Origin of the sequence: Enterococcus sp. AZ104 (assembly GCF_050546705.1) — a bacterium.
GTDB lineage: Bacteria > Bacillota > Bacilli > Lactobacillales > Enterococcaceae > Enterococcus > Enterococcus faecalis.
The window spans coordinates 2,734,457-2,749,245 of record NZ_CP172952.1; the positions used below are offsets into that span (position 1 = coordinate 2,734,457).

General features: G+C 41.0%; 10 protein-coding genes. All 10 read right to left on the reverse strand.

The window, feature by feature from the left end:
- Positions 1–199: 199 nt before the first annotated feature.
- The 10 genes from IGJ37_RS13050 to IGJ37_RS13095 all read right to left on the reverse strand — a co-directional run bounded on the left by IGJ37_RS13050 (position 200) and on the right by IGJ37_RS13095 (position 14,425).
- Positions 200–877: a fructose-6-phosphate aldolase gene (locus IGJ37_RS13050; protein WP_002355980.1), complete on the reverse strand. Its 678-nt coding sequence runs from the start codon at positions 875–877 to the stop codon at positions 200–202.
- Positions 878–904: 27 nt separating this feature from the next.
- Positions 905–1,261: a PTS glucitol/sorbitol transporter subunit IIA gene (locus IGJ37_RS13055; RefSeq protein WP_002355981.1), complete on the reverse strand. Its 357-nt coding sequence runs from the start codon at positions 1,259–1,261 to the stop codon at positions 905–907.
- 23 nt (positions 1,262–1,284) lie between these two features.
- Complete coding sequence (srlE, locus tag IGJ37_RS13060) at positions 1,285–2,280, reverse strand: PTS glucitol/sorbitol transporter subunit IIB (protein ID WP_002355982.1); 996 nt, start codon at positions 2,278–2,280, stop codon at positions 1,285–1,287.
- Positions 2,281–2,296: 16 nt separating this feature from the next.
- Entirely contained in the window at positions 2,297–2,851 is a 555-nt protein-coding gene (gene srlA, locus IGJ37_RS13065; RefSeq protein ID WP_002355983.1) for a PTS glucitol/sorbitol transporter subunit IIC, read from the reverse strand.
- Positions 2,851–3,336, reverse strand: a complete 486-nt coding sequence (locus IGJ37_RS13070; RefSeq protein WP_002355985.1) for a transcriptional regulator GutM — start codon at positions 3,334–3,336, stop codon at positions 2,851–2,853. Before IGJ37_RS13070 ends, srlA begins: the two co-directional genes overlap by 1 nt.
- On the reverse strand, positions 3,333–5,195 hold the full coding sequence (locus IGJ37_RS13075) for a BglG family transcription antiterminator (RefSeq protein WP_002367533.1): 1,863 nt from the start codon (positions 5,193–5,195) through the stop codon (positions 3,333–3,335). Before IGJ37_RS13075 ends, IGJ37_RS13070 begins: the two co-directional genes overlap by 4 nt.
- Before the next feature lie 15 nt (positions 5,196–5,210).
- Positions 5,211–6,011 carry an SDR family oxidoreductase gene (locus tag IGJ37_RS13080; RefSeq protein WP_002355987.1) on the reverse strand — a complete coding sequence of 267 codons (801 nt, stop codon included), beginning with the start codon at positions 6,009–6,011 and terminating at the stop codon, positions 5,211–5,213.
- Positions 6,012–6,182: 171 nt separating this feature from the next.
- A complete protein-coding gene (gene mnmG, locus IGJ37_RS13085; RefSeq protein WP_002359195.1) occupies positions 6,183–8,081 on the reverse strand; it encodes a tRNA uridine-5-carboxymethylaminomethyl(34) synthesis enzyme MnmG in 1,899 nt (632 codons plus the stop codon).
- Between the two features lie 19 nt (positions 8,082–8,100).
- Positions 8,101–9,498 carry a tRNA uridine-5-carboxymethylaminomethyl(34) synthesis GTPase MnmE gene (mnmE, locus tag IGJ37_RS13090; protein ID WP_002355989.1) on the reverse strand — a complete coding sequence of 466 codons (1,398 nt, stop codon included), beginning with the start codon at positions 9,496–9,498 and terminating at the stop codon, positions 8,101–8,103.
- A 232-nt stretch (positions 9,499–9,730) separates the two neighbouring features.
- Positions 9,731–14,425 (reverse strand): Ig-like domain-containing protein, encoded by a 4,695-nt coding sequence (locus IGJ37_RS13095; protein ID WP_325815123.1) that lies wholly within the window; start codon positions 14,423–14,425, stop codon positions 9,731–9,733.
- Between the last annotated feature and the right edge of the window lie 364 nt (positions 14,426–14,789).

Here is a 14,789-nt window from a genome sequence, read left to right on the forward strand (position 1 = left end):
CTCGTTTCCTCCTATCATTTGATACCCTCATCATACTGCTACCAAAAAAAATACCCAAAAGATAACCCTTTTTTTTAAAAAATTCTTTGACAAATAAAGAAAATTGTCTAATTTTTAAGCAAGTGAATAATCGTAGATGTTTCATGTGAAACAAAAAAAGAACGAGAAGAAAAATGGCCGCTTTTTCTTCTCATTCTTTTTATGCTAATTCGTTTACCGTTTCTACTCCAAAAACAGCAACCCAATCTTCCTGAAAATCAGTTACTGCTTTTTGAATGGCGGGCATTGCCAAGCCTTGTGTCACGAGTTCTGGTGCGATAGTGACCGCTTGCGCCCCCATTTGACAGGCTTGATTAATTTGTGCCACGTTTTTAAAACTAGCAGCTAAGATCTTACTCTTTGCGTTCGTCCGTTTAATTTCTGCAGCTAAATGCTCAATAACCTTTTGAGAATCAATTGTTAAATTCTCCATCCTATTATAATACGGTGCTAAATAATCTGCACCTGCCGCAATCGCTAGGTAGCCTTGAAATTCTGTATAAATAGCGGTTGCTGTTATCCGATAATTTGCCTGCTTTAGTTGTTTGATGGCTGCCAAGCCTGCTTCATTGACTGGGATTTTAATGAATGTTTCTTGGCCTAATTGTTGTACAATGGTTTGGGCATCTTCTAGCATCTCTTCTGTCGTTTGACCGACCACTTGGACGTGCAAACTCGCTTGTCCAATCGTTTTTTTGATTTCTTTCATCTGCGCAAAGAAGTCAATTTTTCCTGCTTGTTTAACAATACTGGGATTAGACGTTACGCCTGCCAGTGGTAAAATTTTCTGATACTTTCGAATAGCCTCAAGATTAATTGTATCTAGCATAAATTCCATCTTTTACGTTCCTCCCTTAAACGATAATTATAGAATAGTGATTGTTGTACCAACAGTTATTTCAGGAATAGCTTTTTCTTCAACATATAATGTACCTGGTAATTCAGGTGTTGTTGCGCCATCAAATTTAATAGTAATGTGACCCAATGTGTCTAAATTAGTTAATACTACCTCGCCTACAGCGGTAATCTGGTAAGTTTGTTCATCAATCACTAACGTTTGCTTGTCCGTAATCGCTTCTGTGACTGGCTGAACCTCAATGTTATAACAATAATCTGCTAAAGCATCTGGTGCATCTTTTCCAAATAAGATGACCATTTTTTCTTCTTTAAATAATTCGGCTTCTGGTCCAATAGACTGAACCTTTGTTGTAAATACTGACATTTCCCATCCTCCAAAAAAATTTTTTAACTATACAATCCAAAACTTGCTAACCAAGCAACTAGTACTCGAGGGGCACCATTTAAGAAACGAGAATATAAAACAGAAGGGACCCCGACTTCAACGGTTTCAGCTTCAGCTTCTTCCAAGCCTAAGCCCACGGGAATAAAGTCGCACGCGTTTTGTGTATTAATAGCAAACAATGCTGGTAAGGCTAGTTGTGGCGGAATGTTGCCTTTCCCAATTTCCACACCAATTAACGTACCAATTACTTGGCTGATTACTGCTCCAGGACCTAATAAAGGAGAAAGAAACGGCAGAGAACAAATAAAACCAATAATTGTTAACCCCACAATGTTTCCTGCCAATGGCGCCATGATATTGGCAAAAAATTCACCAATTCCTGAACCTTGGATCACACCAATTAATAAAGAAACAAATGCCATAAACGGAATCACTGTGTTGATCATCGTTTGTACGCCTTCACGGGCTGATTGGTTGAATGTCGCTACAACTTTTCCTGCACCCATACCAATTTTCGCAACAAAACTTTGTTGTTCCGCTTTTTGTTCAGTAATTTTTTTACTTGTATCATATTTAAATTCTGTTTTTTTCGAGGTGGGCTTTTCTGTATCAGCAGCAGCTTCTTCTGATGTCAATGTAATCTGTTTCGGGCCTACAGCGGAAACATAAATTGTCTCATTAATGTATTGTGCTAAGGGACCACTTTTGCCAGTTGGAACAACGTTAATAGTAGGAATTCCTTTTTTAGGATAAATCCCGCAACGAAGAGTGCCTCCACAATCAATAATGGCTAATGCGATTTCATCATCTGGAATCGATGTCTTAAAACCATTGACCGCTTCCATTCCTGTCAATTCTACGATTTTATCAACAATTGCGGGTTTCTCGCCGCCACCTGTAATGTAAATAAATTTATGTTTTTCTTCTGTCGGTGTAATCACTAAGGGCCCACCATAACCGCCATTTCCTTTAACTACCTTAATACTATTGTACGTCATCTCACCTTGCTCCTTTCTAATCCACAGCAATCTCTACTGTTTTACTAAGGGTAATTCCTTGTTGTTTGCAAACATAGGCGGTAGTGAAATCGGTAACCCAACCGCCAATAAAATTCATTAATATCCCTACAAACATATAGCGAATCGCTAGGTCCATCGAATTTAGTCCTAACGTATCAATCCCTTGCGCAATCCCTAACCAAACGAACAATTCACCAGGATTAATATGAGGAAAAACTCCATTACTGGTATGACAAAATTGCGCTTGTGCAGCATAATAGCTAGGTTTATAGTATTCTGGTAAAAATCGAGCCATCGTAAAGGACATTGGATTGCCTAACATAAAAGCGGATAAAAAAGGCAGCACTAAATATCGCGTAACAGGATTTTTGGCAGAAAGTTTGGCTACTTTGGTTACTCTTTCTTCTCCTAGAAAAGCAATTAAAGTATTCATAGCTACCATTAACATCAAAACAACAGGTACGATGCCTGTCATCCAAGAAATAAATGTTTCTGCTCCTGTTTGGAAAAGGTGCATAAATCCTTCCGCAAATTTTGTAATATAAGACATTACTCGACACTTCCTTTCAATTTTGTTTGTACTTTATTTTTCCATAATTGCCATTGAATTTTGGCTCCATTAAGCGGCGTTAATGGTTGTGTTTCTTGATAATTGCCAAGCTCAACACGTAAGTAAATTTCTCGTGCATTTTCCATCGCTTGTTGGGTTAATTTATTTTCCTTTTGTACGAGTGGATGGTAATGATCCATATAATGAATATCCTCGTTCACGTACTGAGGTAAGGGATGAAATTTAGCTAGAACAGTGACACCTTGCATCTTTCTAGCGGCTAAGATTTTCCCTTGTGAATCCACAGCAAACAAGATAATCGTGCCTGCTTTTAACTTCCCTGCACGTCGACCAATCGCGACTTTTCCTAATTGTCGCAATTCTTGGTAGTTTTGATTAAAGTGTTTAATCTGTTTCATTCCCATAGCTATCTGAACGAAGTAAGCTGTTAAAAAAAGCGCCCCGAATACGTAGATAAAACTCATATGATAATCCCCTTCCTTTGCATCCACTCTTTAACCGCTAAAACATCTCGTTGCTTCCGTAACTCATTACGTAAACGTTCGTCTCCTGCGATTGTAAACAAGCGGTCATATAGTTGTAGTAACTCTGCTTCAACAGTGGCCGTCAGCTCTTCTGGAATACCCAACAGCAAAATAACATCAACTTTACCTTCTGGTGTAACCAGTGATTCTTCAAAAACCCCAATCGATAAAATAATCGTTGGTAAGGCTTGATTAATTGTATGGGGAAAGGCAATCCCCGATTCAAAAATAGTTGTTTGTTGATCTTCTCTAGTAAAAATTCGTTCGATAAATTGGGGATCTACTAATTTTTCTGCTTCTAAATCAGCAATCATTTTCTGGATATTCGCTCGGTAACCTTGAGTATTCTCTAATAATTGATAGGTCATATGAATATTTTGAGATTCCACGGAACGAATTTCTTTTGCTCTCTGCCACTCATTTCTGAGCCAAGTATCGTTAAATAAATTAGTTAAATGGATCATCGGTGTTTGTGGTCGAATATTTTTTAAGGGAATGGTTGTAAAAATAGCAAAATATTGATTCAATTCTCTTCTCTCTGCCTCTTCTTCAGAAAAATGGGCAATCTGGACGTCTGGACCCAAAACTTTTTCCAATTGCCGCTGAATGATCAAGGCCGTTCCATGACCTGTACTGCAGATTACAGCGATTTCTTTTTTGGCTCCCGCTTCATAGTTCCCTCTCAATGCTAGCTCAAAATACAAAGCGAGATACCCAAATTCAACCGTCGGCACACAACGATTTAACAAACGGCCCAATTCTTGCAAGCCAATCTTGGCTAATTCATAGGCCAAAGGATATTGTCGTTCAATTTCTCCGTAAAATAAATCGTGACATTCCACATGAAAAACGAGTCGATTCATCACGTTTCTTAAATGATCTTTCATTTCTGAAAACAAGAAGTCCTCATCAAATTCAACAACAACTGAATGATGAATTTTTTTCATCATTTTTTGAAAATAGTCAGCTAAGAGTCCTTCATCAGCCAATAAAGAATTACGAATATGGTTTGTGTTGATGTTAAAAGGAAAGCTGATAAAGGAACGTTCCCATTGGCTTAACGTTACATTATAGGTTATTTCCAAGTGATACATCAGTTCTTCAATCTGCTCGTTATGACGAACATAATCAACATATTCTGGTGGTAGTTCCGTAATGAGTTTTCCAGCTAAAACACGCTGCAAAACAATTGAAACCACTCTTCGTAAAAGAAAACTATCTTGTTTTGCTAGTCTTGTTTCTTTGATTATTTTTTGTATCATTTGTTTGGTAGTTTCATGAAGAAACTGTTCTTCAAAATATTCTTGGACGTAATTCACATGAAGTAAGCGTAAATCAAACTCTTTTCCTTCTAAATGAATGCCACGGTTTGGCGTACCTACAACCGCAACCTGCCAAGGAGCAATCAGCTCTTTCATGCGCTTAATGTCTTTGTTAACTGTGCCGCGACTAACGGCGAGTTCTTCGGATAAATCATAAGTTGAAATAAATTGATCTTCTTCTATTAATCGTTTGATAATGTAGGAAACACGCTTGCTTGAAGAATTAAAATCAGATTCCCTTTTTAGCCGTCCAGACAAAACCTCTTCAAAACCTTCAAAGTTATTGATTTCTAACTGAAAGAGATTTTCCTTCTGAATAATTTGGGCGATACCGATTAATTCATCATTCAATGTATCAATGTTTTTACGAACTGTTTGAGGACTTGCGGCTAATTTCTCTTGCAATTCCTGTAAGCTCATTCCTTTGTGATCAACTAGTAATTTTATTACTTGGTACCATCTATTTACTAGCGTCATTTAGTTTTCCCACCTCTATCCTCTTGTTTTACCTCCAGCTACGTTTGTGGTGATGCCTGTAATATAGCTTGAACGGTCTGATAAATAATAGCATACTAAGTCAGCGACTTCATGGAGTTTTCCGCTACGACCTAATGGAATCGTACTTGTTTTTGAATAACCTGCTCGCAATTGCTCCACAGAAATGTTTCGTGTATAAGCCAATGCTTCTTCGTATGCTAAAGTGCGCAAGCCCGTTTCTTCCATAATGCCTGGCGCAATCCCCACGACACGGACGTTTGATTTTCCTAACTCTTTAGCCCATGAACGTGTATAACTGCTGACTGCTGCTTTCGTTGCAGCGTAGGCGCTTTGCCCTTCGGAGCCTTCTAATCCAGCTTCTGAAGACATATTAATAATGACACCTGCTTGTTTTTGTACAAGAATCCGGCCCACTGCTTGGCTCATTAGGTAGAGCCCTTTTTGATTGATGGCTACAATTTTGTCGAATACCTCATCCGATAATTCATAAGGCCCATGAGGATGATTTTTATCCACCAATAGACGAGGAATATTGATTCCGGCGTTATTTACTAGGCCATCTACGGTTCCAAATTTTTCCACCACTTGAGCGACACCTGCTTCTACTTCTGCTCGAGAAGTTACATCGACTTTCACAAAGAGTAAATGCTCATGTTGCGTTTCTGATGCTGAAATATCAAAATTAGCGACATAGACCTCTTGCGCTAACAAGCTTTCAACAATGCTGCGACCAATACCAGATGAGCCTCCTGTAACAATCACTACTTTTCCTTTAATTCCTAACCAATCTGTCATTTGTTCCACTCCTATCATTTGTTTGCGCTTTCAGTATAGGTCAGTTTGTGAAATTATTTAAGACAGTCTTTTTTTGCAGTTTAGAAAAAAAAGTAGACTAATTCAAAACAAAAAAGCAGTTGCTTCTTCACAATCAATCATCCGTGAAGAAGCAACTGCTTCAAATTTTTATTATCCTTGTACTTTCGCGATTTTTCCTTGTTCGATGTAGACCATCAAAATGCTAATGTCAGCGGGGTTCACACCGCTGATACGGCTTGCTTGGGCAATCGTTTCTGGTTGGATTTTTTGTAGTTTTTGTTTTGCTTCTGTAGCCAAGCCGTTAATCGCTTGGTAATCGATGTTTTCTGGAATGCGTTTTGCTTCCATGCGTTTTAGTTTCTCAACTTTTTCCATGGCTTTTTTAATGTAGCCTTCGTACTTGATTTGAATTTCTACTTGTTCAATCACTTTTGGATCGAGCGCCTCTTCAGGTGCGGGAATAAATTGAGCGACTTCTTGATAACTGATTTCTGGGCGTTTCAGAAAATCTCTAGCTAAAATACCATCTTTTAAGCCAGCAGCGCCTTTGGTTTCCAAAAATGCTTGCACTTCTTTGGTTGGTTTAATCCGATGTTTGCCTAAGCGGGCAATTTCCGCTTCAACAGCCGCTTTTTTGACTAGATAGGCGGCATATTGTTCTTCTTTGACTAAGCCAATTTCATGACCCATTTCTGTTAAACGTAAGTCCGCATTGTCATGTCGTAAAATCAAACGATACTCCGCACGTGACGTTAATAAGCGATAAGGTTCGTTAGTGCCTTTTGTAACTAAATCGTCAATCATGACACCAATATAGCCATCACTACGTTTTAAAACAAGAGGCTCTTTGCCTTGAATTTTCAATGCAGCATTAATTCCTGCCATCAAGCCTTGACCAGCAGCTTCTTCGTAGCCACTAGTTCCGTTCGTTTGACCTGCTGTATAAAGATTCTCAATGACCTTTGTTTCTAATGTTGGGCGTAATTGGTGCGGGACTACCACATCGTATTCAATGGCGTAACCTGTACGCATCATTTCTACTTTTTCTAATCCTTCAATAGAATGAAGCATTTCTGTTTGGACATCTTCTGGTAAAGAAGTAGATAAGCCTTGGACGTAAACTTCTTCGGTATTCAACCCTTCTGGTTCCAAGAACAATTGGTGTCTTGGTTTGTCTGCAAAACGAACAATTTTGTCCTCGATGGATGGGCAATACCGAGCGCCCACACCTTCAACAATCCCAGTAAACATTGGGGCGCGGTGTAGATTTTTTTGAATAATTTCATGCGTTGTTTCATTCGTATAAGTTAACCAACAAGGTTCTTGGTTTTGATTGTAGGCACTATCTGGCGTGCTGTAACTAAAGTGGTTGGGTTCTTTATCGCCTGGTTGTTCCTCTGTCACAGAATAATCAATCGTACTTGATTTTACTCGTGGCGGCGTTCCTGTTTTAAAGCGATCGATTTCTAAACCTAATTCTTTTAAATGATTGGCTAAACCAACGGAAGGTTGCGAATTGTTTGGTCCTGATGAATATTTTAATTCACCAATAATAATTTCGCCACGCAAGGCAGTACCGGCAGTAATCACCACTGCTTGACTACGGTATGCGGCACCTGTTGAAGTTACAACACCACAACAAACGCCATCTTCCACGATTAATTCTTCAACAATCCCTTGACGAAGGGTTAAATTTTCTTCTTTTTCAATGGTATGTTTCATTTCTGTCGCATAGGCATGTTTGTCAGCTTGCGCGCGCAACGCACGCACTGCTGGACCTTTACCAGTATTTAGCATCCGCATTTGGATGTAGGTTTTATCAATGTTTTTACCCATTTCGCCGCCTAATGCATCGATTTCTCGGACAACGACTCCTTTGGCAGGTCCACCAACAGAAGGGTTACATGGCATAAAAGCAACCATATCTAAATTAATTGTTAAAAGTAACGTTTTAACGCCCATTCGTGCGGCTGCTAAGGCTGCTTCAGAGCCAGCATGTCCAGCACCGACGACAATAACATCATATGATTCTGCTTGATATTGATTCATAAAAAATTCCTCTCTTGTCTTATTTTCCTAAACAAAATTGACTAAATAACTGTGTAATTAATTCATCTTGGACACTATCGCCGACGATTTCCCCTAAATAATCCCAACAACGGGTCATATCAATTTGAACTAAATCGACTGGCATACCTGCTTCGATGCCGTTAATCACTTCTTGTAACGAAAGCGCTGCTTGATCCAGCAAAGCAATATGACGTGTATTAGAAATATAGGTAGCATCTTTTTCGCCTGTTTGGCCGCCAAAGAAAAGATCAGCAATTTTCGCTTCTAACTGGTCTAAGCCTGTGTTTGACAACACCGAAACGGATAAAATTTCTTCTGCAGGGACTAATTCTTGTAATTCGTTAGGATCTAGTTTTGTCGGTAAGTCCATTTTATTTAAAAGAATAACGCGTTTTAAGCCTTTCGTTGCTTCCAACAGTTGACGATCTTCCTCTGTCAATTCTTCGCTTTGATTTAAGACTAACAAAATTAAATCCGAATCTGCTAACGCTTTGCGGCTGCGTTCGACACCAATTCGTTCCACAATGTCTTCTGTTTCGCGAATCCCCGCTGTATCAATTAATTTTAAAGGAACACCGCGAACGTTAACGTATTCTTCAATGACATCACGTGTCGTTCCAGCAATATCTGTAACGATAGCTTTTTCTTCTCGTAACAGATGGTTTAACAAACTGGATTTCCCGACATTTGGTCGGCCAATAATTGCTGTACTTAGGCCTTCTCGCAAAATTTTTCCTTGTTTAGCGGTCGTTAATAATTGTTGAATCTGCGCTTTCACAAATTCGGCTTTTTCTAAAAGTAATTTCGTGGTTAATTCTTCGACATCATCATACTCTGGATAATCAATATTAACTTCTACTTGCGCTAAAGTATTTAAAATTTCTTGTCTTAATGAACGAATTAACGCCGACAAGTTACCATCCAATTGGTTCAATGCAACATTCATCGCCTTATCTGTTTTAGCACGGATTAAGTCCATCACTGCTTCTGCTTGTGAAAGATCCATTCGGCCATTTAGAAAAGCACGTTTTGTAAATTCCCCAGGTTCGGCCATTCGTGCGCCTTCACGTAACAGTAATTGCAATAATTGGTTCACCACGACAATGCCGCCATGACAGTTAATTTCTACCACGTCTTCTCGTGTAAATGTTTTCGGTGCCCGCATCACAGAAAGCATGACTTCATCAATCAATTGATCGTTTTGCGGATCAACAATATGACCATAATGAATCGTGTGCGTGGGGACTTTAGCTAAATCTTTAGTGCCTGACCGATAAACTTTGTTTGCAATAGCAACTGCTTGCTCGCCACTTAAACGAACAATACTAATCGCACCTTCACCTGGCGGCGTAGAAATCGCCGCAATTGTATCAAATTCCATTGTAGCTGATTGCATAATTAGCTTCCTTTCTTCATAACAACAAAAAAAGCGCCCACTCCTCCTGCATTAAAAAATTCAGGTTGGATTTAGCACTTTCACTGCTTGTTCCTTCGATTTTCTGAAAATAGAATAGCACATTTTATTCTATTTGGCAATTTTTCTTCATTAAATGGAACGAGAAAACGTATCATTGAGTGGGGAATTCTCAACAATACGTTTTCTCATCTATAGGAATTAAAGGAGAGAGCTAGTTTTTACGTTTGCGTTTGATGATTCCCATGCTCGCAAGGAGTGCGACAAAGGCGCCAAACAAACTTGTTGTCACGGCTGAAGACTCTTTTTCACCTGTGCTAGGTAAGAAGCCTGTTTTCCCGTGATTTCCAGTGCCATAACTGATGGTGCTTAGTTTAGGGTGGTAGCCACTACCATTTGTACCGAGGCCATTGCCTAGTGAACCTAAGCCAGAACCTGTTGTGCCTAAACCAGAACCTCCATTTGGATTTGAACCTGTGTTTGAACCATTCCCATTATTCCCGCCAGTTGCGCCATTGTTTCCTGTATTGCCGCCTGTATTGCCGTTATTTCCGCCAGTGTTACCATTGCCTCCTCCAGGATTCGTTGGGTCGGCTGGCGTCATGAAGGTTGTAGCCGTACTGTAATGTCCTGCGCCATCGGTAGCTGTCGCAAGTAAACTTTGTTGAGCAGTCGCTTGTCCCGCTGTTAATTGGATAGCGAAGTTGCCTTCAGCATCGGTGGCACCTACAGCAATCACACTTCTTAATAGTCGGTTACTAATTTGAATGATTCGGTTTGGTTCAGCTGTTCCTTTGATGAGGTAGCCGGCTTTAGACGTTCCTAAAACTGAAGAAACAGTTGGTGCCGCAATTTTAATTTCTGGTTCTCCCGTAATATCGGCTGGCGTCATAAATGTGGTTTTAGGACTCACATTTCCTTGTGTATCTGTGGTTAGTGCGGTTAACGTTTCTTTTTCTGTTGCTAACCCTGCTGCAATATGAACGGAGAAGGTGCCTCCAGTAGTTGTATTGCCACTTGCCAATAATTGTTCACTGCTATTGTAAAATTGAACCGTGACATTTGGATCAGCAGTTCCAGTGACTGTATAGCCATTGGCTTTGTTTCCTTCAACCTTCGTAATAGTTGGCGCCGCTAAAACAACATCCGCTGGAATAACGGCTGTAGCTGGTTGACTTTCATTGCCAGCGCCATCTTTGCTAATAATCGTAATCGTTTCTCCTGGTGTCACTACGCCAGCTGGTAGAGTCACCGTATATTGGCCGGTTTCGTTAGCAGTGGTAGCAGCAATGATGGTTCCGTCTGCGTCACGGACATCAATAGTGGTTTTGGGCTCCGCCGTTCCAGTGATTTCGTAACCTTTACCAGAATTTCCGGTAATAGAATCAATGGTTGGTGTGGCTAAGTCGGCTGGTGTAGTTGCTGTAGCTGGCTGACTTTCTTTTCCTGTTGCATTTTTCGCTACGACAGTTATTGTTTCGTTAGCTGAGGCCTTCCCTGGCTCTAAAGTCACTGTGTATTTGCCATCAGTTCCAGTAGTTGCCATGCCAAGGACTGTGCCATCGGCGTCACGCACCTCAACTGTTGTACCAACTTCTGCTGCTCCTACTACTTGATAGCCGTTTGTCGTGCTACCAGTGATTTTGTCAACAGTAGGTGTCGCGACTGGTGCATCTGGATCAGCAGGTGTTTTGAAAGCAGTCGGATTACTTTCTTTCCCAGCAGCATCTTTCGCAATGGCAGTTAAGGCTTCGTTAGCTGTTGCTGTGCCCGTCGGAAGAGTGATTGTAAATGCGCCAGCACCATCAGTCGTTCCCGTAGCAATAACTAAACCTGCTTCATTGTGAATCTCAATGGTGACATTTGGCTCTGCCGTGCCGGTTACTTGATACCCAGTGGCAGTTGTTCCTGTAACAGTCGTCACAGTTGGTGCTGCTACGGTTGCATCTTCAGGGACCGTCACTTCTGTTGGTTGACTTTCATTGCCGTCACCGTCTTTTCCAACAACTGTTAATGTATCACCAGGATTAGCGGCTCCCGCTGGAAGGTCCACAGTAAAGTTCCCTTGATCATCCGTTGTCGTTGTACCAATAATTGTTCCATCTGGGTTCCGTACTTCAATGGTGGTATTAGGGTCCGCCGTCCCAGTGATTTCATAACCAGTTGTTGAATCTCCAGTAATGTCACCAATTGTTGGTGTGGTAACATCAGCGGGTGTCATAGCTGTAGTTGGTTGACTCTCAAGTCCAGTATCATTTTTAGCAACTACATTCACTGTTTGTTTAGCTGTTGCTTTTCCTGAAGCTAACGTCACAGTATATTGGCCAGTCGGTCCAGTTGTTGCGGTGCCTAAAACTGTTCCGTCTGTTGCACGAACTTCAATGGTGGTGCCAAGTTCAGCGGTACCTGTCACTTGATATCCTTGTGTTGTATTCCCAGTAACTTTGTCGACACTTGGCGGTGCCACTACTTCATCTGCTGGTGTTTGGAAGGTTGTCGGTGTACTTGTATTGCCATCAGGATCATTGGCTAACGCTGTCAATGTTTCATTCGCATTTGCCGTCCCAGCTGGAAGGTTCACGGCAAAGGAACCAGTCCCATCAGCAGTCCCTGTTGCAATCACGTTCCCATCTGCATCACGAATTTCGATGGTAGCATTCGGATCAGCGGTGCCTGTCACCTGATAACCAGCAACTGAATTACCTGTTACTCCTGTTACAGTTGGTGCTGTAACCGTGGCATCAGCAGGAACAAGGACTTCAGTCGGTTGACTTTCATTTCCCGCGTTATCCTTTCCAATCACTGTTAACGTATCCCCAGGATTGGTCGTTCCCGTTGGTAGCGTTACAGTAAAATCACCATTCGCATCAGAGGTACCTGTACCAATGACTGCCCCAGATGGATCACGAACTTCGATTGTTGTGTTAGGGTCTGCTGTTCCTGTAATTTCATAACCCGAACCAGAGTTGCCTGTGATGTTATCAACTGTTGGTGCAGTGACATCAGCTGGTGTTGTCGCCGTTGCTGGTTGACTTTCCGTGCCACTAGCGTTTTTCGCTACAACGCTCAGCGTTTGATTTGCTGTTGCTGTTCCTGAATCTAAAGTCACTGTATATTTTCCGTCAGTTCCAGTTGTTGCAGTACCAAGGACCGTGCCAGCTGCATCGCGAACCTCAATGGTGGTGCCAACTTCAGCAGTCCCTTTGACCTCATAGCCTTTTGTTGTACTACCTGTTACAGTCTCAACAATTGGCGTCGCCACGGGCGTATTAGGATCCGCTGGTGTTTGGAACGTTGTTGGCGTACTTTCTGTACCGCTAGCGTTTTTCGCTACAGCCGTTAATGTTTCATTGGCGCCTGCTTCACCTGCGGGAATGGTAGCTGTAAATGCCCCTGTCCCATCAGCAGTACCTGTACCTATTACGGTGCCTCCTGCATTTCGGATCTCAACCGTGGTATTGGCATCAGCGGTGCCTTTGACCTCGTAACCTGCCGTTGAATTACCTGTCACTCCTGTGATTGTTGGTGCGGTTACGGTTGCTTCATCCGCTGGTGTTTGGAACGTTGTTGGCGTACTTTCTGTGCCGCTGGCGTTTTTCGCTACGGCAGTTAACGTTTCATTGGCGCCTGCTTCACCTGCGGGAATGGTAACTGTAAATGCCCCTGTCCCATCAGCAGTACCTGTACCTATCACGGTGCCTCCTGCATTTCGGATTTCAACCGTGGCATTGGCATCGGCAGTTCCTTTAACTTCGTAACCTGCCGTTGAATTGCCTGTTACTCCTGTTACGGTAGGTGCGGTTACTTCACTAGTAGTACCTGCAGCAAAATAAATGTTGGATACACCGTCTGCTGTTGCTAATAAATTAACGTCTAAAAGATCTGTTTGAACGACTGTTCCTACAAAACGAGCATCTAAATTATTGGATAAATTTTGAGGTGTTGAAACGGTAGTTGGTAAAGTAACCGTAGTTGCGCCTAGTAAAGAAGCATCCACTAACTCATTCACACCTGAACCACCAACCGCTAATAAAGGCAAAGCACCTGAAACAGCCACGTTTACCGTGCCTTTGACAGGAAGCAAGGCTGCATTTATGGCTGTAGCGACAAGATTACTTGGGATACTGGTTCCTTTTGCCTCCAAAGCTTGAACTGCCGCATTCAAATCTTGTAAGATGTTTGAAACATTTTGGGCTAAAACTAACCCTAAACCATCACTAATTGGTGCGCTAATGTATGAGCCGTCAGCTGCTAATGTTTCCGGAGCTGTAAATGAAGCAGCACCTAAGTTTTCAATGTTATTCACTAATTCCAACTGACGATTCACTTCCGTCAAATCAATATCAACACCAGTTAAATTCCCTAAAGCCCCACTGGTAATTTGAGTAATCACATTGGTTAAATCATTGGCTGCATTCAAAACGGCGGTCAAAAAAGTAACTTTTGAAAGATCAATCGTGACATTGGTATTGATTGCTGCGCTGCCTGCTGCAGCTACATTTCCTCTTAACTCAGGAGGAACCACTAACACCGCTTGTTTTTGTCCACTAAACACAGCGGAAGCATCTGCTAAAGCGCCACCAGAAACCGTGAAATTAACTGGTTGATTTTGGTTTGCGGCTGTCCAACGATTACTCGTTGAAGTGCCACTGTCATTATTTGACGTAACATTTGATAATAGTTCGATATCCAAGACCGCTGCTGATGCACTGATTGTGCCAGAGGTAACAGCTATACTTACAGGGATTGCTAATGACGTAAATAATAAACCACTTGATATTGCTAAATTAAGCATCTTGCGTTTTGTCCATTTTTTATGCTGACTTTTCCGATTAAAATCCTCAACAATTTTCTTTTTCATCTGATCGTCCCTCTTTTCTTTAAAATAAACGATAAATACCAAGATCATTAGCTTCCCCTAGTTGTTCATCTCCCCCTTTAGCGATTTAAATGGATTTAACACCTGCAGTTTAGTACATTTCCTCAGCTTTTCAAAATATAATGCTGTGAATTTTTATACAAAAATTCATTTGATAACAAGCGTCCTGGATATGTTAGAAAACTCACTAATTCATTAGTGAGTTATTATACAATGAGAGGAAAATGAGGAAGTTTATACATTTCTCCCCAATCATTAAAGATAAATAAATTATTTTATTATAACTTATCGTTTGATAAATCGATAATTAAATAACGGAAAATTTTTTTATTTTTTTGAGAAATTCCACTATTATTTTTTCTGCTTCTTTGACTGTTTTTATCAATTTTATGGC